Source organism: Janthinobacterium sp. Bl 1 (assembly GCF_058215535.1).
In genome coordinates, this window is record NZ_CM177086.1 from 4,504,468 (window position 1) to 4,524,955 (window position 20,488).

Annotated in this window: 20 protein-coding genes, 6 tRNA genes and 1 pseudogene; all 27 read right to left on the reverse strand. The window is 60.2% G+C overall.

All coding sequences use genetic code 11. From position 1 onward, the window contains the following. Positions 1 to 126 precede the first annotated feature (126 nt). The 27 genes and pseudogenes from AC4BCN_RS20220 to plsX all read right to left on the reverse strand — a co-directional run bounded on the left by AC4BCN_RS20220 (position 127) and on the right by plsX (position 20,313). Positions 127 to 200, reverse strand: a tRNA-Cys gene (locus tag AC4BCN_RS20220). 42 nt (positions 201 to 242) lie between these two features. After that, a tRNA-Gly gene (locus AC4BCN_RS20225) sits at positions 243 to 318 on the reverse strand. An 83-nt stretch (positions 319 to 401) separates the two neighbouring features. Then, a tRNA-Gly gene (locus AC4BCN_RS20230) sits at positions 402 to 477 on the reverse strand. Between the two features lie 55 nt (positions 478 to 532). Then, positions 533 to 608: transfer RNA gene (locus AC4BCN_RS20235), tRNA-Gly, on the reverse strand. Between the two features lie 71 nt (positions 609 to 679). Then, positions 680 to 755 (reverse strand) — tRNA-Gly (locus AC4BCN_RS20240). A 92-nt stretch (positions 756 to 847) separates the two neighbouring features. After that, a tRNA-Gly gene (locus AC4BCN_RS20245) sits at positions 848 to 923 on the reverse strand. A 225-nt stretch (positions 924 to 1,148) separates the two neighbouring features. Next, positions 1,149 to 1,733: a CDP-diacylglycerol--glycerol-3-phosphate 3-phosphatidyltransferase gene (gene pgsA, locus AC4BCN_RS20250; protein WP_034749601.1), complete on the reverse strand. Its 585-nt coding sequence runs from the start codon at positions 1,731 to 1,733 to the stop codon at positions 1,149 to 1,151. A gap of 127 nt (positions 1,734 to 1,860) precedes the next feature. Beyond that, positions 1,861 to 1,998 (reverse strand): annotated as a pseudogene (locus AC4BCN_RS20255) (helix-hairpin-helix domain-containing protein); the annotation flags it as partial. Positions 1,999 to 2,055: 57 nt separating this feature from the next. Next, on the reverse strand, positions 2,056 to 3,936 hold the full coding sequence (uvrC, locus tag AC4BCN_RS20260; protein ID WP_490491605.1) for an excinuclease ABC subunit UvrC: 1,881 nt from the start codon (positions 3,934 to 3,936) through the stop codon (positions 2,056 to 2,058). Continuing rightward, positions 3,933 to 4,373: a holo-ACP synthase gene (acpS, locus tag AC4BCN_RS20265; protein ID WP_490491606.1), complete on the reverse strand. Its 441-nt coding sequence runs from the start codon at positions 4,371 to 4,373 to the stop codon at positions 3,933 to 3,935. The genes uvrC and acpS overlap by 4 nt, the downstream gene beginning before the upstream one ends. Before the next feature lie 20 nt (positions 4,374 to 4,393). Then, a complete protein-coding gene (gene pdxJ / locus AC4BCN_RS20270) occupies positions 4,394 to 5,155 on the reverse strand; it encodes a pyridoxine 5'-phosphate synthase (protein WP_139089823.1) in 762 nt (253 codons plus the stop codon). 30 nt (positions 5,156 to 5,185) lie between these two features. Beyond that, positions 5,186 to 6,028 carry a DNA repair protein RecO gene (recO, locus tag AC4BCN_RS20275; RefSeq protein WP_490491607.1) on the reverse strand — a complete coding sequence of 281 codons (843 nt, stop codon included), beginning with the start codon at positions 6,026 to 6,028 and terminating at the stop codon, positions 5,186 to 5,188. Between the two features lie 28 nt (positions 6,029 to 6,056). Further along, positions 6,057 to 6,959 carry a GTPase Era gene (era, locus tag AC4BCN_RS20280; protein WP_046683972.1) on the reverse strand — a complete coding sequence of 301 codons (903 nt, stop codon included), beginning with the start codon at positions 6,957 to 6,959 and terminating at the stop codon, positions 6,057 to 6,059. 1 nt (position 6,960) lies between these two features. Continuing rightward, complete coding sequence (gene rnc / locus AC4BCN_RS20285) at positions 6,961 to 7,776, reverse strand: ribonuclease III (RefSeq protein ID WP_034749615.1); 816 nt, start codon at positions 7,774 to 7,776, stop codon at positions 6,961 to 6,963. 74 nt (positions 7,777 to 7,850) lie between these two features. Further along, entirely contained in the window at positions 7,851 to 8,768 is a 918-nt protein-coding gene (lepB, locus tag AC4BCN_RS20290) for a signal peptidase I (RefSeq protein WP_034749618.1), read from the reverse strand. Positions 8,769 to 8,771: 3 nt separating this feature from the next. Then, on the reverse strand, positions 8,772 to 10,562 hold the full coding sequence (lepA, locus tag AC4BCN_RS20295; RefSeq protein WP_034749621.1) for a translation elongation factor 4: 1,791 nt from the start codon (positions 10,560 to 10,562) through the stop codon (positions 8,772 to 8,774). A 317-nt stretch (positions 10,563 to 10,879) separates the two neighbouring features. Then, positions 10,880 to 11,125 carry a glutaredoxin family protein gene (locus tag AC4BCN_RS20300; protein ID WP_490491608.1) on the reverse strand — a complete coding sequence of 82 codons (246 nt, stop codon included), beginning with the start codon at positions 11,123 to 11,125 and terminating at the stop codon, positions 10,880 to 10,882. A 54-nt stretch (positions 11,126 to 11,179) separates the two neighbouring features. Further along, positions 11,180 to 12,670 (reverse strand): DegQ family serine endoprotease, encoded by a 1,491-nt coding sequence (locus AC4BCN_RS20305; RefSeq protein WP_490491609.1) that lies wholly within the window; start codon positions 12,668 to 12,670, stop codon positions 11,180 to 11,182. A 233-nt stretch (positions 12,671 to 12,903) separates the two neighbouring features. After that, entirely contained in the window at positions 12,904 to 13,239 is a 336-nt protein-coding gene (locus tag AC4BCN_RS20310; protein ID WP_034750189.1) for a sigma-E factor negative regulatory protein, read from the reverse strand. Positions 13,240 to 13,310: 71 nt separating this feature from the next. Continuing rightward, entirely contained in the window at positions 13,311 to 13,934 is a 624-nt protein-coding gene (gene rpoE, locus AC4BCN_RS20315) for an RNA polymerase sigma factor RpoE (RefSeq protein ID WP_034749631.1), read from the reverse strand. Positions 13,935 to 14,000: 66 nt separating this feature from the next. Then, positions 14,001 to 14,501 (reverse strand): hypothetical protein, encoded by a 501-nt coding sequence (locus AC4BCN_RS20320; RefSeq protein ID WP_490491610.1) that lies wholly within the window; start codon positions 14,499 to 14,501, stop codon positions 14,001 to 14,003. Between the two features lie 162 nt (positions 14,502 to 14,663). After that, positions 14,664 to 15,914, reverse strand: a complete 1,251-nt coding sequence (gene fabF, locus AC4BCN_RS20325; protein ID WP_034749634.1) for a beta-ketoacyl-ACP synthase II — start codon at positions 15,912 to 15,914, stop codon at positions 14,664 to 14,666. Positions 15,915 to 15,943: 29 nt separating this feature from the next. Continuing rightward, positions 15,944 to 16,183, reverse strand: coding sequence for an acyl carrier protein (gene acpP, locus AC4BCN_RS20330; protein WP_008449912.1), 240 nt, complete (start codon positions 16,181 to 16,183; stop codon positions 15,944 to 15,946). Positions 16,184 to 16,361: 178 nt separating this feature from the next. Further along, positions 16,362 to 17,105: a 3-oxoacyl-ACP reductase FabG gene (fabG, locus tag AC4BCN_RS20335; RefSeq protein WP_070280212.1), complete on the reverse strand. Its 744-nt coding sequence runs from the start codon at positions 17,103 to 17,105 to the stop codon at positions 16,362 to 16,364. Between the two features lie 49 nt (positions 17,106 to 17,154). Further along, positions 17,155 to 18,096 (reverse strand): ACP S-malonyltransferase, encoded by a 942-nt coding sequence (fabD, locus tag AC4BCN_RS20340; protein WP_035820249.1) that lies wholly within the window; start codon positions 18,094 to 18,096, stop codon positions 17,155 to 17,157. Between the two features lie 135 nt (positions 18,097 to 18,231). Continuing rightward, the gene (locus AC4BCN_RS20345) at positions 18,232 to 19,230 is read right to left on the reverse strand and encodes a beta-ketoacyl-ACP synthase III (protein ID WP_128142573.1); all 999 of its coding nucleotides are present in this window, start codon (positions 19,228 to 19,230) and stop codon (positions 18,232 to 18,234) included. A gap of 15 nt (positions 19,231 to 19,245) precedes the next feature. Beyond that, entirely contained in the window at positions 19,246 to 20,313 is a 1,068-nt protein-coding gene (gene plsX / locus AC4BCN_RS20350; protein ID WP_034749647.1) for a phosphate acyltransferase PlsX, read from the reverse strand. Positions 20,314 to 20,488: the final 175 nt, after the last annotated feature.

Here is a 20,488-nt window from a genome sequence, read left to right on the forward strand (position 1 = left end):
ATAACCCATTTATTTAATTAGCGCCGACTTCAGCCGGCGCAGAGATACGCCGGGACGGCCCCGCAGGCAAAAAAAAGCCCACAGAAGTGGGCTTTTTTATTTGCGCATGTATCACATGCACTTATCTGGAGGCGAGGACGGGAATCGAACCCGTCTAAACGGCTTTGCAGGCCGCTGCATAACCTCTTTGCTACCTCGCCAGAGGAACTGCTTGGATGTGCCTTGCGGCGCACCTTGAAAACTGGAGCGGGAGAAGAGTCTCGAACTCTCGACCTCAACCTTGGCAAGGTTGCGCTCTACCAACTGAGCTACTCCCGCATTGGAGCTTGGTTACCGCCTAATCGCGCCGCGTACCGCGGCGGATAAAAAAAGGAAGCCAGCTTAGCTTCCCTTTAGAATTCTGGAGCGGGAGAAGAGTCTCGAACTCTCGACCTCAACCTTGGCAAGGTTGCGCTCTACCAACTGAGCTACTCCCGCATTGGAGCTTCTATTTTCTGCTACTGCCATCTTGCTGTACTGCTTCAGCTATCGCTGGAGCGGGAGAAGAGTCTCGAACTCTCGACCTCAACCTTGGCAAGGTTGCGCTCTACCAACTGAGCTACTCCCGCATACGAACCGCTATTTTACTGCTTTTTGCTACCGTTTACCAGTGCTGCTTTACTGCTGATCCAGTGCTCACTGGAGCGGGAGAAGAGTCTCGAACTCTCGACCTCAACCTTGGCAAGGTTGCGCTCTACCAACTGAGCTACTCCCGCAGTGGACAACATTGTATCAGAAGCTCTACTACATCGCCAGTACTACTTTTTACTGCATTCGCTGTTTTTACCTATGACACGATCCAGAAAACTGGAGCGGGAGAAGAGTCTCGAACTCTCGACCTCAACCTTGGCAAGGTTGCGCTCTACCAACTGAGCTACTCCCGCGTCATCAACAACAGGCCAGCATTATAGAGGGATTACAGGGGCTGTCAACGGGCAATATCTGGTCTTTTGCAAAATATTCCGCAGAAAGTAGCCAATACCGTCTTAAGGTCCTCCGAATAGCGTAGCGAGCAAGCGCAATATCGTGTTGAGTAGCGGAGCTGTACGAAGGTACAGCGAGCAACGGAGACGCGAGAGTGCGCTGCGCAGTAGCTAGGCGGAGCGGCCTTAATGCAGATTGCCGGCCTTTTCCTTGATCAAGGGCCATGCCAGGCGCAAGTAATAGAACATCGACCACACCGTCAGCACGCAGGCGATCCACAGCAGCTTCTCGCCCCACACGTGGGTATCGATCGCGCCAAAGATCACTTCGTGGTACAGCAGCAAGGGAATCGCCGTCATTTGCGCGGCCGTCTTGATCTTGCCGATCGAGCTGACGGCCACCGATTTCGATGCACCGATCTGCGCCATCCATTCGCGCAGCGCGGAAATCGTGATTTCGCGGCCGATGATGATGAAGGCCAGCACGGCATTGACACGGTCCAGCTGCACCAGCACCAGCAAGGCGCCCGCCACCATCAGCTTGTCGGCGACCGGGTCGAGGAAGGCGCCGAAGGCCGACGTCTGGTTCCAGCGCCGCGCGAGGAAGCCGTCGAACCAGTCGGTCACGGCCGCAACGATGAAGACCAGGGTGGCAACCAGGTTCTGGTCGCCATGCAGCAGCATCGACGGCGGCAAATAAAACACGCCGACGACGAGCGGTATCAGGGCCACGCGCAGCCAGGTCAAAAGGATGGGAATATTAAAAGGCATAAGAGAGCAATCGGCCGACGGGTAAATTGAACATGAAGAAAGCGTGAAGAAAGCGCCACTAGTCTACATGGCCCCGGGGTATTAGCCTAGTCCGCTTGCCGCAGCACCGGACCAGGCCATTGATCCATCAATGTAATTGCTTGTAGATCTCTTCCGCCAGTTGCGTGGAAATCCCCTCCACCGACATCAGATCCTCGACACTGGCGTCGACCACGCCGCGCAAGCCCCCAAAGCGCGACAGCAGTTTTTGGCGGCGCTTGGCGCCTCATTGTGCCCCTTTCGATCTCCGCYTGCCGCGAGCACCGGACCGGCCATTCGATCATCAATGTAATTGCTTGTAGATCTCTTCCGCCAGTTGCGTGGAAATCCCCTCCACCGACATCAGATCCTCGACACTGGCGTCGACCACGCCGCGCAAGCCCCCAAAGCGCGACAGCAGTTTTTGGCGGCGCTTGGCGCCTATGCCTTCGATCTCTTCCAGGCGCGACGTCTGGCGCGTCTTGGCCCGCTTGGCGCGCATGCCGGTAATGGCAAAGCGGTGCGCCTCGTCGCGGATTTGCGCGATCAGCATCAGGGCCGCCGATTCCTTGCCCAGTTCCTGCGCCGCGCGGCCATCGACGAACAGCAGGGTTTCCAGGCCCACCTTGCGCCCTTCTCCCTTGGCCACGCCGACAATCAAGCTGATATCGAGTCCCAGCTCGGCAAACACCTGGCGCGCCATTTCGATCTGTCCCTTGCCGCCGTCGATCAAGACCACGTCGGGCATCACGCCGTCGCCATTCGCCACCTTTTCATAACGGCGCATGAGGACCTGGCGCATGGCCGCGTAATCGTCGCCGGGCGTGATGTCGTTGATGTTGTAGCGCCGGTATTCGCCGTTCTGCATGGCGTGGTGGTGGAACACGACGCACGACGCCTGCGTCGCTTCGCCCTGCGTGTGGCTGATGTCGAAGCACTCGACGCGCAGGCTGTCGAGATCTTCCGTTTCCAGGCGCAGCGCTTCGGCCAGCGCGCGCGTGCGCGACTGCTGCGAACCCTGCTCGGACAACAAGCGCGCCAGCGAAATCTCGGCGCCCTTCTGCGCCATTTCCAGCCACTGGCGGCGTTGCCCCTGCGGCTGGAAGATCAGGTTGATGCGGTGGCCGCACTGCTCCATCAGCGCCACCATCAAAGCCGGCTGGTCGAATTCGATATTCAGGATCAGGGTGCCGGGAATGAATTTTTCCGTGTAGTGCTGGGCCAGGAAGGCGGCCAGCACTTCCACCTCGATGGCTTCCTCGGCAATCGCCGCCGCATCGCTGAGCTGGCTTGGGAAATACGCACGGTCGCCCAGGTGGCGTCCGCCGCGCACCATGGCCAGGTTGACGCAGGCGCGTCCGCCCTGCACCAGCACGGCGATGATGTCGACATCGGCGTCGCCCGTCGTTTCCATGCTTTGCTGGTGCAGCACACGCGACAGCGAAGCGATCTGGTTGCGCACCACCACGGCCTGCTCGAATTTCAATTCGGCGGCAAACGCATGCATCTTCGTTTCCAGATCGGCCAGCACTTCGCTCTGGCGCCCGCGCAGGAAGCGCGCCGCGTTTTCCACGTCGTTCTTGTAATCTTCCTTGCTGATCAGGTCCACGCACGGCGCGCTGCAGCGACCAATCTGGTGCAGCAGGCAGGGCCGCGTGCGGTTGGCATACACGCTGTCCTCGCAGGTGCGGATCAGGAATACCTTTTGCAGGATCTGCATCGATTCCTTGACGGCCCAGGAACTGGGGAACGGCCCGAAATACTGGTTTTTCTTGTCCACGGCGCCCCGGTAATACACCATGCGCGGCGCATCGCCATTCGTGATTTTCAGATACGGATACGACTTGTCGTCGCGGAACAGGATGTTGTAGCGCGGCTGCAGCGCCTTGATCAGGTTGTTTTCCAGGATCAGGGCTTCCGCCTCGCTGTGCGTGACGGTCGTTTCCAGGCGCGCGATGCGCTCGACCATCATGGCGATGCGGGGGCTGGCCAGGTTTTTCTGGAAATAACTGGAGACGCGCTTTTTCAGGTCGCGCGCCTTGCCGACGTACAGCACCTTGTCCGCGGCGTCGAAATAGCGGTACACGCCGGGCAGGTTCGGCAGCTTGGCGACGGTGGCCAGCACCTGCGCGCGCGGGTCGGGCGGCGTCTCCGTGGAATTAGGTTCGGGGTTTGCTTCAGTCATTGCTGGCTCACGTTACACTCTTGCTCCACGAGTCTCATCGTTACATCTGCTTGCTCCACGATCACGAACGCGACCGCATACTCTTCCTCATCGCTGATCGTCACTTGCGCGCTCAGGCGGTTTTTCTCCATGAAGTCCGCCAGCACGCCGCTGCAGACGATCATCGGCTTGCCGCTGGGATGGTTCAGCATCTGCGCGGCGGGCCAGGTCATCGGCATGCGCAAGCCCAGGCCGATGGCCTTGGAAAACGCCTCCTTGGCCGCGAAGCGCGTGGCGAGGAAGCGCACGCCGCGCACGGCATTCTTGGCGCTGCGGGCGCGGAATTTTTCCAGCTCCTGCGGCCCCAGTATCTTTTTCGCGAACCGCTCGCCATGGCGCGCCAGTGCCGCCTCGATGCGGGGGATCTTGCAGATATCGGTACCGATGCCGTAGATCATGCTGCCTCCTTTGTGCGCGCTTATGCCTTGCCGGCGAGGCGCGTGGCCACCATGATGGCCTTCATTTCGCGTACGGCGTTTTCCCAGCCGACAAACACGGCATGCGCGACGATGGCGTGGCCGATGTTAAGTTCCGCAATATCGGGAATGGCGGCAATCGCCTGCACATTGGTGTAATGCAAGCCGTGGCCCGCGTTGACCTTCAAGCCGCGGCCCACGCCGAACAGCACGCCCGCCTTGATGCGCTCCAGCTCCGCCAGTTGCTCGGTGCCTTGCGTGTCCGCATAGCGGCCCGTGTGCAGCTCGATCACGGGCGCGCCCAATTCAGCTGCGGCGGCGATCTGCTGCTCGTCCGCATCGATGAACAGGCTCACGCGGATGCCCTCGCCCTGCAATTGTTTCACGGCCGCCTGCACTTCCTTGAAGTAGCGCACCACGTCCAGGCCCCCTTCGGTCGTCACTTCCGTGCGCTTTTCCGGCACCAGGCAAACGTCCGCCGGGCGGATGCGGCAGGCGAAATCGATCATTTCCTGCGTCACGGCCGCTTCCAGGTTCATGCGCGTGAGCAGCTGCGGCGCGATGGCGATGACGTCCGCATCCTTGATGTGGCGGCGGTCTTCGCGCAAATGCAGGGTGATGGCGTCGGCGCCCGCCTGTTCGGCCAGCAGGGCCGCGCGGATCGGGTCCGGATACGCGGTGCCGCGCGCATTGCGCAAGGTGGCCACGTGGTCGATATTGACGCCCAGGTCGATGACGGGGCCGGAAGGCTGCAAAAAGCTCATATGATGGTGTCCGTAAAGTGCTGAAATCTATTACAGCTGCATTAAATCGATCAGTATCTGGCGCGTATTCAAGGTGGCGCCACCCAGTTGATGGGCCAGCAAAAAACGCATCAGCAGCTTGCTTTGCGCCTGCGTGGCCACGTCAAGATAATCTTCGCGCTCCATGTCGAGCAGGGTCTTGCCCGTGATCTTGGGCCAGGCGTCGGCGGCGCGCGCCGGGCGCGGTCCCCGTTCCGGGTCGACCACGTACACCTGCCCCGCATCGACGGCCTGGCGCGTGCCCGTGCAGCGCGTCAGGTCGGCCGCCACGCCCGTTTCCTTGAGCAGGGCGCGCTCGAACTTGCGCAGCACGATGGGCGGCGGCTCATTGTGCGCCAGTTGATTCAAGGTAGCAACGTAGTGGTCGAACAGGACGGGATGCGGGTCGTCGCGCGCCAGCAGTTTCACCAGCAATTCGTTCAGGTAAAAACCGCACAGCAGCGCAGTTTTCTCCAGCGGCAGCATGCCCCCTACCCACTCGGCTCCCGTGAGGATGCGCAGTTCGGACTTGCCCGTCCAGCCCGCCTGCAGCGGCTGGAAGGTCTGCAGCACGCCGCGCAATTGCGAATGGGGCCGCTTGGCGCCCTTGGCGACGAGCGCGATGCGGCCGTACTCGCGCGTAAACACGTCGACGATGAGGCTGGTTTCTTTATGCGGATAGCTGTGCAGCACGAAGGCGGGCTGGCCCGTGACCTTGCCGTCGCGCGCGAGCGGACGGCTGCGCCGGGGCGCGGCGGATGCGGGAGTTGCGGCCGGCGGCGCAATGGCCGCCGGCGCGGGGACAACGATGGAGGCTGGCGCAGGATCGTGCAGCGCTGGCGTGGTGGTGCTCATGCGTGTGGCGTCGCCCCCGGGTTGCGGATTACTCGTAGCCGTAGGCGCGCAAGCCCGCCTCGTTGTCGGCCCAGCCCGACTTGACCTTGACCCAGATTTCCAGGTACACGGGGCCGCCGAACAGCTTTTCCATATCCAGGCGGGCCTGGGTGGAGACTTCCTTCAGGCGCGCGCCCTTGTTGCCGATAATCATGGACTTGTGCGTATCACGTTCGACCAGGATGGCGGCGAACACGCGGCGCAAATCGCCTTCCTGCTCGAATTTCTCGATCAGCACGGTGCTCGTGTAGGGCAGTTCGTCGCCGACGAAGCGGAACAGTTTTTCGCGCACGATTTCCGAAGCGAGGAATTTCTCGCTTCGGTCCGTGATGTCATCCGGGCCAAAGATCGGCTGGTTTTCCGGCAGGAAGCGTTTGATTTCGTTCTGCAAGCCTTCCAGCTGGAAGTGCAGCTTGGCGGAAACAGGCACGATGGCGGCGAAGTCGCGCATGGCGGCGACCTTTTGTGCGAACGGCAGCAGCACGGCCTTGTCTTTCACGCGGTCCGATTTATTGATGACGAGGATGCATGGCACTTCCTTCGGCAGCAGGTCCATCACTTGCTGGTCGGCCGGGCCAAACGTGCCCGCCTCGATCACGTACAAAATCACGTCCGAGGAAATCAGTGTGTTCGTGACGGTCTTGTTCAGCGTCTTGTTCAGCGCGTTCGAATGGCGCGTCTGGAAGCCAGGCGTATCGACGTAGATGAATTGCGCGTCCGGCACCGTCTGGATGCCCGTGATGCGGTGGCGCGTCGTTTGCGCCTTGCGCGAAGTGATGCTGACCTTCGCGCCGATCAGCACGTTCATCAGGGTCGATTTGCCCACGTTCGGGCGGCCCACGATGGCGATATAGCCGCAGCGGAAGTTGTCGGGCATTTTGGTGGCTGTCATGCTAGTGTCGATTCTGTTTAGTGTGAGCGGCGATCGCCGGTGCAGCCGGGGCTTGCGCGTCGTCGCTCTGGATGGTGGCAATGCCGGCCAGCTTGAGCTGGGCGGCGCGCGGTTTGGGCTTGCGGCTGGCGGCAGGCGACTTCAGCAGCGCCTGCTCGGCCACGTCCAGCGCCAGTTTGGCGGCGGCTTGCTCACCGGCGCGGCGGCTTCCGCCACGGCCGTAAACCTGGATGTTCAATTTCGGCACCAGGCATTCGATCTCGAATTCCTGGCTGTGGGCGGCGCCGTGGGTAGCCACCACGTTGTACTGTGGCAGCGAAATTTTCTTGCTTTGCAAAAACTCCTGCAGCAGGGTCTTGGCATCCTTGCCCAAGGTTTGCGGATCGACCGAGTCGAGGATGGGGATGTAGAACGCGCGGATCACCGTGCTGGCCGCATCGAAGCCCGTGTCGAGGAAGATGGCGCCCAGCAAGGCTTCCAGGGTGTCGGCAAGGATCGATGGACGGCGGAAACCGCCCGATTTCAGTTCGCCTTCGCCCAGGCGCAAGAATTGCGACAATTCCAGCTTTTGCGCGATTTCATACAGCGACTGCTGTTTCACCAAATTGGCGCGCAGGCGCGACAGATCACCCTCGTCGATGGACTTGAAACGTTCGTACAGGATGGAAGCGACCACGCAGTTGAGGATGGAGTCGCCGAGGAATTCCAGCCGCTCGTTATGCAAACTGCTGTGGCTACGATGCGTCAAGGCTTGCTGCAACAGGCCAGCATCCTGGAACGTATAGCCTAAACGGGTTTGCAATAGCTGAAGATTCATTGTTGTTTCTGTGTCATCTGAGTAATTCGGCTGGCCGCCGCGCGGGGAATCGGCGCGGCAGCCATAGGTTGGTCCTAGTGTATGCCGCCCACACGTTTCGGGTTGCTGAAGTTCATCCACACGAGGAAAGCCTTGCCGACGATGTTCTCGTTCGGCACGAAGCCCCAGTAGCGGCTGTCCGCGCTATTGTCGCGGTTGTCGCCCATCATGAAGTAATTGCCTTGTGGCACTACACACGTAAAACCGTCTTCGTTGTAGTTGCACGCATCCTTGTGCGGGAAATCCTTCACTTCGCGCAAGTTCAACGTAGGAGCAGGCTCGTCGTTGAGGATGCGGTGGCTGACGCCCGTCAGGTTTTCTTCCAGCTGCTTGTGGTAGACCGTGCTTTCATCATCCAGGTAGTCGTCCAGCGGCGTGTACGCCACTTCCTTGCCGTTGACCGTCAAGCGCTTGTTTTCATAGGTGATTTTATCACCGGGCACACCGATCACACGCTTGATATAGTCTTGCGACATATCTTTCGGATACTTGAACACCATCACGTCGCCGCGCTGCGGATCGTTGACTTCAATGATGCGCTTGTTGACGATCGGCAAACGAATACCATAGGTGAACTTATTCACCAGGATCAGATCGCCCACCAGCAAGGTCGGCACCATCGAGCTCGACGGGATCTTGAATGGCTCGTACAGGAACGAACGCAAGCAGAATACGAGGGCGATGACGGGGAAGAAGCTGCCCGAATACTCGACCCAGGTCGGCTGGCGCAACAGGGCCGCCTCGATGCTCGCGCGGCTGCCGCCCGCATCGGACTTGATGCCCTCGGCGGCCAGCTTGGACTGGCGCGCATCAAATTCAGCCAGGGCACGGTCGGCCGCCTTGCGGCGCTGCTTGGACAGATAAAATACATCGAGGCACCAGACCAGGCCCGTCAACACCATCAGCACGAACAGGATTAAAGCGAAATTTCCTAAAATCACTTGCAGGTTCATTGATTAACCATCCACTTGTAAAATTGCCAGGAATGCTTCTTGCGGGATCTCCACGGAACCCACTTGCTTCATGCGTTTCTTGCCCGCTTTTTGTTTTTCCAGCAATTTTTTCTTGCGGCTGATATCGCCGCCATAGCACTTGGCCAGCACGTTCTTGCGCAAGGCTTTCACGTTCTCGCGCGAAATGATGTTCGCGCCGATGGTCGCTTGAATCGCCACGTCGAACATCTGCCGCGGGATCAGTTCACGCATCTTGGCAGCCACCTGGCGGCCACGGTACTGGCTGTTCGAACGGTGGACGATGATGGCCAGCGCATCGACTTTTTCGCTGTTGATCAGCATGTCGACCTTGACCACGTCGGCCGCGCGGTATTCCTTGAACTCGTAATCCATCGAGGCATAGCCGCGCGACGTCGATTTCAGGCGGTCGAAGAAGTCCAGCACGATCTCGGCCATCGGCATTTCATACACGAGCTTGACCTGGCGGCCGTGGTAGCTCATGTCCATCTGGATACCGCGCTTGCCGATACACAAGGTGATCACGGAGCCCACGTATTCCTGCGGCATGTACAGATTGACGGTGACGATAGGCTCGCGCACTTCCTCGATGCGCGACGGATCGGGCATCTTCGACGGGTTGTCGACGTTGATCATGGTTCCGTCGCGCTGGATCACTTCGTACACCACGGTTGGCGCCGTGGTGATCAGGTCCATGTCGAATTCGCGCTCGAGGCGCTCCTGCACGATTTCCATGTGCAGCAAGCCCAGGAAGCCGCAGCGGAAGCCGAAGCCCAGCGCCTGCGACACTTCCGGCTCGTACATCAGGGCAGCGTCGTTCAGTTTCAGCTTTTCCAGCGAGTCGCGCAGCGCGTCGTACTGGTTCGCTTCCACGGGGAACAGGCCGGCGAACACTTGCGGCTGCACTTCCTTGAAGCCGGGCAATGGCGCGGCGGCAGGACGGTTGGCCAGGGTGACGGTATCGCCCACTTTGGCTGCTTTCAATTCCTTGATGCCGGCGATGATGAAGCCCACCTGGCCTGCCGACAATTGCGGCAAGGATTGCGAACGTGGCGAAAACACGCCGATGTCTTCCACCAGCTGCACCGAATCGGTGGCCATCAGGCGAATCTTGTCTTTCGGTTTCAGGGTACCGTTGATGACGCGCACCAGCATGACCACGCCCACATAGGCGTCATACCAGGAGTCGACGATCAGCGCCTGCAGCGGCGCGTCCGGGTCGCCCTTCGGTGGCGGTACCTTGACGATCAGTTGCTCGAGCACGTCCAGCACGCCGAAGCCCGTCTTGGCCGAGCAATGCACGGCGTCGCCCGCGTCGATGCCGATCACGTCTTCGATCTCGGCAATGGCGCTCGGCGGGTCCGCGTTCGGCAAGTCGATCTTGTTCAGGACGGGCACCACTTCCACGCCCAGGTCCAGCGCCGTGTAGCAGTTGGCGACCGTTTGCGCTTCCACGCCTTGCGACGCGTCCACGACCAGCAGCGCGCCTTCGCACGCCGACAGCGAGCGCGACACTTCATAGCTGAAGTCGACGTGGCCCGGCGTATCGATCAGGTTCAGGTTGTAGATCTGGCCATCGCGCGCCTTGTAGTGCAGGGCCGCCGTTTGCGCCTTGATGGTAATGCCGCGCTCGCGCTCCAGATCCATCGAATCGAGCACCTGCGCCTCCATCTCGCGGTCGGACAAGCCGCCGCACAATTGAATGATGCGGTCAGCCAGGGTCGATTTACCGTGGTCAATATGGGCGATGATGGAGAAATTGCGTATGTTGTTCATTAACTAATATATGTGCGAAGTTGACGACACTGCTTTAACAGGAATCAAGGGGATCATGCTCGGGCCAAGCCGGGCCAAACCCGGGCGCCCCGCTCATGATAAAAAAAGCGCTCCGAGCAGGACATCTGCATGCCCAGGCGAGCGCTTTTGAAGCGACAGAAGCTGCTGCCTCGGACAGTAGCTTTTTCGACCTCCCCATTTTACCGGATTTCAGAGTAGAAAGCCCGTCTTATGAGGCCGACACCGGGGCAAGCCGAGATTTTCAGCTGTTTTCAGCACCAGAATGGTGCAATGCAGTGTCAATATTGACAATCAAGCTACACCAGGCAGCGCCGCACGGCCTGCTCGTCGAGAAAATAATGGCAGAGCTCAGGCTGCGCCAGGCCGGCAAACAGCACCGGCACCAGCTCGTCGAAACGGGTCAGCAGCTTGGCATCAGGCGACTCATCGATGTCGATCACGTCCACCGTGAACGGTTTTCCGGGCGGCTGCAGCAGGAGCAAGGCGTCGAGCATGTCCTGGCAAAGGTGGCAGTAACTGCGGGAATAGAGGGTGAAGTGCATGGCGGGCAGGATACCGCATCCCGGCCGCAGCCGGAATGCGGGATGATCACATTGTTACTTCGCCGATGGACGCAGCGACACGAATTGCGCCACGTCGCCACGGCGTACCAGCAAGGCCGACGTCTTCTTCGGATCGAGCTTGGCGACCAGAGCATTGAACTGCCTGGCGTCTTTCACTGCAACGTTATTCAGTTGCAAGATCACATCGCCAGGCTGCAGGCCGGCCAGGGCCGCCACGCCATCGGCCTCGTCAACCTGCACGCCCGCGTCGATCTTCATTTCCTGCTTCTTCGCGGCCGGCACGTCGCTGACCTTCAGTCCCAGGGCATTGACGGCTTGCGCTTCCGGCTCCTTGGCGCTCTTCTTCGCCGTTTTCTCGCTTTCCAGCTCGACGACGGTGACGGGAATGTCCTGCTGTGCCCCCTTGCGCCACACGGTGAGCGTGGACTTGCCGTTGACGGCGGCGCCACCGACCAGGCGCGGCAGGTCGGAAGAGCGCTCGATCGCGGCACCGTTGAATTTCAGGATGATGTCGCCCGGCTTGATGCCCGCCTTGTCGGCCGGACCGCCCGGCTCCACCATCGACACTTGCGCGCCCTTGGCATTCGGCAAGCCCAGCGATTCCGCCACGTCCTTGCTGACTTCGCCGATCTGCACGCCGATGCGGCCGCGCACGACTTTACCCGTCTTTTTCAGCTGCTCGCCCACGCGCATGGCTTCATCGATGGGCACGGCAAACGAAATGCCATTGTAGGCGCCGGACAAGGTAGCGATCTGCGAATTGATGCCGATCACTTCACCGCGCATATTGATCAGAGGACCGCCCGAGTTGCCGGGATTGACGGCCACGTCGCTCTGGATCAAGGGCAAATAGTCGCCCGTGTCGCGTGACTTGGCGGAAATGATACCGGCCGTCACCGAGTTTTCCAGGTTGAACGGCGAGCCGATGGCGATGACCCACTCGCCCACGCGTATCTTGTTCGAGTCGCCGATGGTCAGGCGCGGCAGGTTCCCGCCCTCGATTTTCAGCAGGGCCACGTCGGTGCTGCCATCGGCGCCGATCACCTTGGCCTTGAATTCGCGCTTGTCCGTCAGGGTCACGTAGACTTCATCGGCGCCGTCGACCACGTGGGCATTGCTCAGCACATAGCCATCGGCCGAAATGATGAAGCCGGAACCGACGCCGCGCTGCACTTCCTGCTCCTGCGGCACGGCGCGGCGGCCGCCGCGTGGCGCCTGCTGGCGCGGCGTCGGCATGGCGCCGCCAAAGAAGCGGCGCAGGAATTCCTGCATTTCCTGTTCATCCTGGCTGCCGACGCCGCCCATTTTCAGGCGCTCGGTGGTGCGGATATTCACGACGGCCGGGCCGACGGCATCGACCAGGTCCGAGAAATCAGGCAATTTCACGGCCGGCACGGCAGCCTGCGCCTGTGGCGCCAGGCCCAGCATGGAGGGGGCAAAAAAGACGCCAGCCGTACCGAACAATAAGGCGGAAAGCGTCTTCACTGAAAACGACTTGCTGGCAGCACACATGTTTTTTTTCATGGAAAAGATCTTCTCGAATATAGAAACGGATCAAACCGGATCAGACTATTGCCTGCGTGCATGATTGGCCGTCACGACGGAATCCCGGGGGCAAACACACCCGGCAGCGCGCATGGCAGCAACAATATATCGCAAAAGCAAGATATTGCCTGCGCACAGTGTCAATCGTACCGAACTCCAGTGTCAAGAGGGCGACAGGAACGTTAAGCCTGGCATAAGATGGCAAACAGTTCTTAGCGTTGCGCCAGCGGCCCCGCCTCCAGCGGCTCGGCAGTGCCCGGCGGCACGATGGCGGCGGACAGCGGCAGCAGCGGCTCGGCATGAGCAGCCGGCCCCTCAGGCGCCGCCTCGGCGGCCAGGCGGCTGGCCAGGCGCGCATCGAACTGGGCGCTCAGTGCATGGCCGCACTGCTCCGAGCGCAGCACGTCACCGATATGGCGATAGGCATCCCAGATCTGCCGCCCCTCATCCGTGTCAAGGGCGGCAAAAGCCAGTTCGAGTTCGCTCGCCGCCAGCTCGCCATCGGCCAGGGCGGAAATAGTCTCGTGCAATCTTGTATGCGTATCCATGATGGGTCCTGCCATTTCAAAGGGATCGGTGCGGAAACCGGACACAGCCATGCCAACCTCATACTCCCAGATTACCAGCGCTTGTCAATTGGCATGTCCAGCAACGGTTTCAATTTCTCCGCAATCACTTCGCGCGCGCGAAAAATCCGGCTGCGCACGGTGCCGATGGGGCACGCCATGATCTCCGATATTTCTTCATAGCTCAGGCCCTCGATCTCGCGCAGCACGATGGCCGTGCGCAATTCGATGGGCAGTACATCCATGGCCGCATTGACGGTGGCCGCAATCTGCTTGCTGGCCAGCACCGATTCGGGTGTATTGTTGTCCCGCAATTTATTGCCATCATCGAAGGACTCCGCCTGCTCGGCGTCGGTATCGCTGGACGTGGCCGCGCGGCGCCCCTGCGTGACAAGATAATTCTTGGCCGTATTGATGCCGATGCGGTACAGCCAGGTATAAAAGGCGGCCTCGCCGCGAAAATGGCGCAGCGCCCGGTATGCCTTGATAAAGGTTTCCTGCACCACATCTTCGGCCTCCGCCGGGTCATGCACAAGGCGCGACACAAGGCGCATCAAGCGGCGCTGGTATTTCGATACCAGCACATCAAATGCCCGTTTGTCGCCAGCCTGCACCCGCTCGACCAGTAACTGATCATACTCGCGCTCTGTCCTCACGCCCAATGTCCCTGTAGTCATGCAGCGTGGGCGCCTGTATGGATATAGAGTTGGCCCGCTGCAAGAAGTTCAGTGTTCGCCCCATTTTTATTCTTTCCCATTCCGCGCTGCGATGGCCCGGCACGCCACGGCCAGCGGGCGGAAGGTGGCGCAGCTGCTGCCGCGCTGCACCAGCACCTGCGTGCGCCGCCCCACGGCATCGGCCAGGCACAGCACCAGCAGCGACGGCCACAGGGTCGAGCCCGGCAACAGGCGCAGCCCCGGCGGCACCAACGCCACGCTGCTGACCATCCCCGCCACGCTGCTGGCATCCATCCCTGGCGCTCCGCCATGCTCCAGATATACCGCCAGCCGCAACTGGCCAACCGGCGAAATATCAAGCGTGTGCGGCTTTCTGCGCCTGCGCAGCAAAGCCAGTAAAAACACGCCGCCAGCCGCACTCAGCAGTGCACCGCTCCAGCCCAGCGCATAAGCACCCACCATCTGGCCGGGGCCTGGGCCGGACACGGCCGCAACGCGCCACGCACCGCTCAAGGGCCAGGCAGCCAGCAAGGCACACAGTCCCAGCGCCGCTTGCAACAGACGCAAACAGACAGGCGTGCGAATAACAGCCGCTACCGCGATTGACATACTTCATGGGAAAAAAAGGCGCGCCGGCAACATGCCGGGCAAATTCAGGCACCAACGAACGTTGGCGCCGAATCAGCGCTCACTACAGTTTGACCGTAGCGAGCGCTTGAAAGTTCCTGCTTATTTCGCTTTACCGAAAATCAGCGTGCCATTCGTTCCGCCGAAGCCGAACGAATTCTTCACTGCATAATCGATCTTCATATCCCGCGCCGTGTTGGCACAGAAATCGAGATCGCAAGCCGGATCCTGGTTGAAGATGTTGATGGTCGGTGGCGACACCTGATGGTGCAATGCCAGGACCGTAAACACCGCTTCCAGACCGCCCGCGCCGCCCAGCAAATGGCCCGTCATCGACTTGGTCGAGTTGACAACCAGATTCTTGGCGTGCTCGCCGAAGGTGCGTTTGATGCCCATCACTTCCGCCACGTCGCCTTGCGGGGTCGACGTGCCGTGCGCGTTCAGGTACTGAATTTGATCCGCGTTCAAGCCAGCGTTGTTGAGGGCCGCGATCACCGATTTGCTGCCGCCGCTACCATCTTCCAGCGGCGAGGTCATGTGATAAGCATCTGCGCTCATCCCGAAACCATGCACTTCGGCATAGATCTTGGCACCACGGGCCACCGCGTGCTCGTACTCTTCCAGCACCATGACGCCAGCGCCCTCGCCCAGCACGAAGCCGTCGCGGTCGGTATCCCACGGACGCGATGCCGTTGCCGGATCGTCGTTGCGGGTCGACAAGGCACGCGCCGAAGCGAAACCGCCCAGGCCCAGTGGCGACACGGTCGATTCAGCACCGCCGGCGATCATGACGTCGGCATCGCCGTACTCGATCATGCGCGCTGCGGCACCGATGCTGTGCAAACCGGTGGTACACGCTGTAACGATTGCCAGGTTCGGGCCCTTCAGACCATATTTGATCGAAAGGTTGCCAGAGATCATGTTAATGATCGAGGCAGGCACGAAAAATGGCGAGATACGGCGCGGACCGCGCTTTTCGTACTCGGACTTGGTTTCCTCGATCAGCGGCAAGCCGCCGATACCGGAACCGATGATCACGCCGATGCGCTCGGCGTTTTCTTCGGTCACTTCCAGGCCAGAGTCCTGCATCGCCTGGATGCCCGCAGCCATGCCGTAATGGATAAAGGTATCCATGTGGCGGGCTTCCTTACCGGAGATGTACTCTTCGATATTGAAGCCTTTGACTTCACCAGCGAAATGCGTGGTGAATGGCTGTGCATCAAACTTGGTAATCGTGGCAATGCCGGATTTACCTTCAATGATTGCGCCCCACGCCTCGGCAATAGTATTGCCGACAGGTGAAACGCAGCCCAGGCCGGTGACAACAACACGACGGTTTTTAGAACGGCTCAAGCGATTCTCCTGAAGTCGGTCAGACAGGCTTAGGCCTTGACGTGTGCGGTGGCGTAGTCGATCGCCTGTTGCACGGTGGTGATTTTTTCAGCTTGTTCGTCAGGGATTTCCATTTCGAATTCGTCTTCCAGGGCCATGACCAGTTCCACGGTGTCCAGGGAATCGGCGCCGAGATCGTCGACGAAGGAGGATTCGATTTTGATGTCTGCTTCTGCAACGCCCAGTTGCTCAGCGACGATTTTCTTAACGCGTTGTTCGATATCCGACATGTTATGGCTCCAAAGTGTGTGTTACGGAAAGTGCGCGCATTTTATCAGGTTTGCGCGTCCGAATACTAATTTCGGTGTCTGCTGCTAATTCGACCGAAGCTGCTGCTAAAAGATGCGATTATAGACAAAAACGACCGTTGAATCATGCCACAAACGCCCGCCCCGTCTAGCTTTCACATCAATTCATGTACATTCCACCGTTCACGTGCAGGGTCGTGCCCGTGATATAGGCCGCTTGCGGCGAGGCCAAAAAGGCTACCGCTGCTGCCACGTCTTCCGGTTTGCCCAGACGGGACAGGGGAATTTGCGTCAACAGGGCCGCGTGCTGCTCTTCACTCAGGGCCTTGGTCATGTCGGTATCGATGAAGCCCGGCGCGATGCAATTCACGGTAATGTTGCGGCTGCCGATTTCGCGCGCCAGGGCGCGGCTCATGCCTTCCACGCCGGCCTTGGCCGCCGCGTAATTCATTTGCCCCGGATTGCCCGACGAAGCCACCACCGACGTGATATTAATGATACGCCCAGTTTTGGCTTTCATCATGCCACGCAGTACGGCGCGCGACAGGCGGCCGACGGCCGACAGGTTGGTGGAAATGACGCTGTCCCACTCTTCATCCTTCATGCGCATGGCCAGCTGGTCTTGCGTGATGCCCGCATTGTTGACGAGGATCGACAGGCTGCCGTAGGTTTTCTGCACTTCATCGACGACGGCCGCGCAGCGCGCCGCGTCGGTCACGTTCAGGACCAGGCCCTTGCCCGTCACGCCTTCGGCGGCCAGGTAATCGGTGATCGCTTGCGCGCCGCTTTCCGAGGTGGCGGTGCCGACGACGGTAGCACCCTGTTTGCCCAGTTCGGTGGCGATGGCGCGGCCGATGCCGCGCGAGGCGCCCGTGACCAGCACGACTTGATTTACTAAATTCATGAGTATCCTTAAAAGCAAGCGCGGCAGGCAAGCTGCCGCGATCTGATGTTTATTTGAGCTGCGTCAAAATACGTTCCAGCGATGCCTGGTCGACGATGGCGTCGCCCACGAGCACGGGATCGATGCGCTTGGCCAGGCCCATCAGGACCTTGCCCGGACCGCATTCGATCACTTGCGTGATGCCGTCGGCCGCCACTTTTTGCATGGTTTCCACCCAGCGCACGGGGCTGGCCGCCTGGCGCACGAGCGCATCCTTGATGCCGGCAACGTCGTTGACGATGGCCACGTCGACGTTATTGATCAGCGCGATCTGCGGCGCCGAGAACGTCAAGCCGGCCATGTATTCGCGCAAGCGGTCCGATGCGGGCTTCAACAGCGACGAGTGGAATGGCGCGGAGACGGGCAGCTTCATGGCGCGCTTGGCGCCCTTGGCCTTGGCCAGTTCGCAGGCGCGCTCGACTGCCGCCGTATGGCCGGCGATGACCACTTGCGCTGGCGCATTGAAATTGACGGGCTCGACCACCAGGGCCGGATTTTCCGCCGCCGCTTCCGCACAGGCGGCGCGCACGTCGTCATCCGACAGGCCCAGCACGACAGCCATCGTGCCCTGCCCCACCGGCACGGCTTCCTGCATGGCTTGCGCGCGGAAACGCACGAGCGGCACGGCATCCTTGAACGAGATGACGCCGGCGGCGACCAGCGCCGAGTATTCACCGAGGCTGTGACCGGCCACGACCGTCGGCACGGGGCCGCCGGCCGCCAGCCAGGCGCGGTAGAAGGCCACGGCCGCCGTCAGCATCACCGGTTGCGTGTTGGTGGTCAGGTCCAGCTCTTCCTTCGGACCTTCGGCGATCAGCTTGCCCAGGTCGAATTGCAGGGCATCCGACGCTTCAGCGACGGTTTGCGCAACCACGGGGTTGCCGGCGAAACCGTCGAGCATCGCAATCGCTTGCGAGCCTTGGCCTGGGAAAACAAATGCAAATTGTGTCATGTCGACTCCGTTTTTTTTTACTATTTACTCAGAGAACCAAATGCAACTGCTGGGGTACGACCCTCCGGGATCGGAATTCACTCCATTGGAATGCATTCCCCCAACGGGTCGGACCCCGAAATCAGCCTTCGGCCATCACATTCTTGCCAGCACGGCGCCCCAGGTAAAGCCGCCGCCTACGCCTTCCATCATGACGTTGTCGCCCTTCTTGACCCGGCCGTCGCGCACGGCGATGTCGAGCGCCAGCGGGATCGAAGCGGCCGAGGTGTTGCCATGCTGGTCGACGGTGACAACCATCTTTTCCAGAGGCAAGCCGAGTTTCTTGGCCGTGCTGTTCATGATGCGGATGTTCGCCTGGTGCGGGATCAGCCAGTCGATCTGGTCCGACGTCATGTTGGCGTGTTCCAGGGCTTCATGCGCGACTTTTTCCAGTACGGACACGGCCAGCTTGAAGACGGCCGGGCCATCCATGTACAGGAAGGCGCTACCGTCGAGCGCGCCGCCAGCCAGGCTGCCCGGCACGCTGAGGATGTTCGAGTGGCGGCCGTCCGCATGCAGCTTGGTGGCCAGAATGCCTGGCTCTTTTGACGCCGTCATGACAATGGCGCCGGCGCCGTCGCCGAACAGCACGCAAGTACCGCGGTCGTCGAAATTGAGGATGCGCGAAAACACTTCGGCGCCGATCACCAGCACGTTCTTGTGCATGCCCGACTGGATGAAGCTGTCGGCCGTGGCCACCGCATACACGAAACCGCTGCAGACGGCTTGCACGTCGACGGCGGCGCAGTTGTTCGTGATGCCCAGTTTGTTTTGCACGATGCAGGCCGTGCTGGGGAAGCTGCCGAAGAAATCAGGAGTCGAGCTGGCGACGATGATCAGGTCGAGGTCGTTGCCGTTCAGGCCAGCCATTTCCAGGGCCTTCTTGGCCGCTTCCACGCCCAGGTCCGAGGAATTTTGCGTTGGCGCCGCGTAATGGCGCGCCGAGATGCCGCTGCGCGAGACGATCCATTCATCCGACGTCTCGATGCCCTTGGCGGCGAGCTGTTCGGTCAAGTCCTGGTTGGTGACGCGCTTCTCCGGCAAGTAGCTGCCGGTACCGATAATTTTGCTGTAAGTTTTGCTAAAAACAGTCATGCAAGTACCCGTCCACTAAATGGTAGAGCTTGTTGATGTAGGTTCATCCGGAACTGGCGTGCGGGGCATCAGCTCGGCGATCATGCTGGCCAAGTGCGCTTGCACGTCATTTTTTGCCGCATCGAAAGCGCGGCGCAAGGCCCATTCGAAGGAATAGGCATCGGCGCTGCCATGGCTCTTGAAGACGAGACCACGCAAGCCCAGCAGGCTGGCGCCGTTGTAACGTGAAGGATTCAAACGGTTGCCGATGGCTTTCAGGGCCCCGCGGGCGATCAGTGCGCCCAGCATGGTAATCGGATTGCGCTTGAATTCGGAAGTGAGCACGTCTTTCATGAAGCGCGCCAGGCCTTCGATGGCTTTCAGGGTGACATTACCGACGAAACCGTCGCAGACGACGATATCGGTCGTGCCCTTGAAGATATCATTGCCTTCCACGTTGCCGTAGAAGTTCAGCGCGCCACGCTCGTGGTCGGCCTGCAGCAGCTTCGAGGTGAGTTTCACCACTTCATTGCCCTTGATATCTTCCGTGCCCACGTTCAGCAAGCCGATCGTCGGGCGCTCGATACCTTCCATGGCGGAAACGAGCACGGAACCCATGATGGCGAACTGGTGCAAGTGATGCGGTTCGCAATCGACGTTCGCGCCCAGGTCCAGCATGTAGGTCGGGCCGTTCTTTTGATTCGGCAAGATGCTGCAGATGGCCGGGCGATCGACGCCGGACATGGTTTTCAATACATAGCGCGACACGGCCATCAGGGCTGCCGTATTACCGGCGGAAACGGAGGCTTGCGCCACGCCGTTCTTGACCTGTTCGATGGCCACGCGCATGGAGGAATCCTTCTTGCGGCGCAGGGCCACTTCCAGGGGATCGTCCATGGTAACTTGTTCGGATGCATGCAATACCGACAGGCGCGGATGCGTGTCGGCTTTATGTTTCTTCAGTTCGGCACGGATCACGTCTTCCAATCCAACAAGGATCAGTTCGGCTTCAGGCTCATGTTTTACGAAGGAAATTGCTGCGGGGATAGTGACTGAGGGACCGTGATCTCCGCCCATGCAGTCGATAGAAATTTTGATTGTCATTTGTGTTGATTCAATACCGCTGCGGGCGTGCGGCAAGATGTGAATCGGACTGGAGCATATGCAGGGTGCAGCATGTCATGCACAGGCCTGGACAGCGTGATTCAAAATGACGGGTGTGCAAGATGAATTGCAGCCGATAAAAAAGAAGAAGCGGCGCCACGCCGAATAACCACGC

Coding starts and splice junctions, on each gene's coding strand:
- pgsA (WP_034749601.1), bottom strand. CDS start 1,733: ATGCCTTTTAATATTCCCATCCTTTTGACCTGGCTGCGCGTGGCCCTG.
- uvrC (WP_490491605.1), bottom strand. CDS start 3,936: ATGACTGAAGCAAACCCCGAACCTAATTCCACGGAGACGCCGCCCGAC.
- acpS (WP_490491606.1), bottom strand. CDS start 4,373: ATGATCTACGGCATCGGTACCGATATCTGCAAGATCCCCCGCATCGAG.
- pdxJ (WP_139089823.1), bottom strand. CDS start 5,155: ATGAGCTTTTTGCAGCCTTCCGGCCCCGTCATCGACCTGGGCGTCAAT.
- recO (WP_490491607.1), bottom strand. CDS start 6,028: ATGAGCACCACCACGCCAGCGCTGCACGATCCTGCGCCAGCCTCCATC.
- era (WP_046683972.1), bottom strand. CDS start 6,959: ATGACAGCCACCAAAATGCCCGACAACTTCCGCTGCGGCTATATCGCC.
- rnc (WP_034749615.1), bottom strand. CDS start 7,776: ATGAATCTTCAGCTATTGCAAACCCGTTTAGGCTATACGTTCCAGGAT.
- lepB (WP_034749618.1), bottom strand. CDS start 8,768: ATGAACCTGCAAGTGATTTTAGGAAATTTCGCTTTAATCCTGTTCGTG.
- lepA (WP_034749621.1), bottom strand. CDS start 10,562: ATGAACAACATACGCAATTTCTCCATCATCGCCCATATTGACCACGGT.
- AC4BCN_RS20300 (WP_490491608.1), bottom strand. CDS start 11,125: ATGCACTTCACCCTCTATTCCCGCAGTTACTGCCACCTTTGCCAGGAC.
- AC4BCN_RS20305 (WP_490491609.1), bottom strand. CDS start 12,670: ATGAAAAAAAACATGTGTGCTGCCAGCAAGTCGTTTTCAGTGAAGACG.
- AC4BCN_RS20310 (WP_034750189.1), bottom strand. CDS start 13,239: ATGGATACGCATACAAGATTGCACGAGACTATTTCCGCCCTGGCCGAT.
- rpoE (WP_034749631.1), bottom strand. CDS start 13,934: ATGACTACAGGGACATTGGGCGTGAGGACAGAGCGCGAGTATGATCAG.
- acpP (WP_008449912.1), bottom strand. CDS start 16,183: ATGTCGGATATCGAACAACGCGTTAAGAAAATCGTCGCTGAGCAACTG.
- fabG (WP_070280212.1), bottom strand. CDS start 17,105: ATGAATTTAGTAAATCAAGTCGTGCTGGTCACGGGCGCCTCGCGCGGC.
- fabD (WP_035820249.1), bottom strand. CDS start 18,096: ATGACACAATTTGCATTTGTTTTCCCAGGCCAAGGCTCGCAAGCGATT.
- AC4BCN_RS20345 (WP_128142573.1), bottom strand. CDS start 19,230: ATGACTGTTTTTAGCAAAACTTACAGCAAAATTATCGGTACCGGCAGC.
- plsX (WP_034749647.1), bottom strand. CDS start 20,313: ATGACAATCAAAATTTCTATCGACTGCATGGGCGGAGATCACGGTCCC.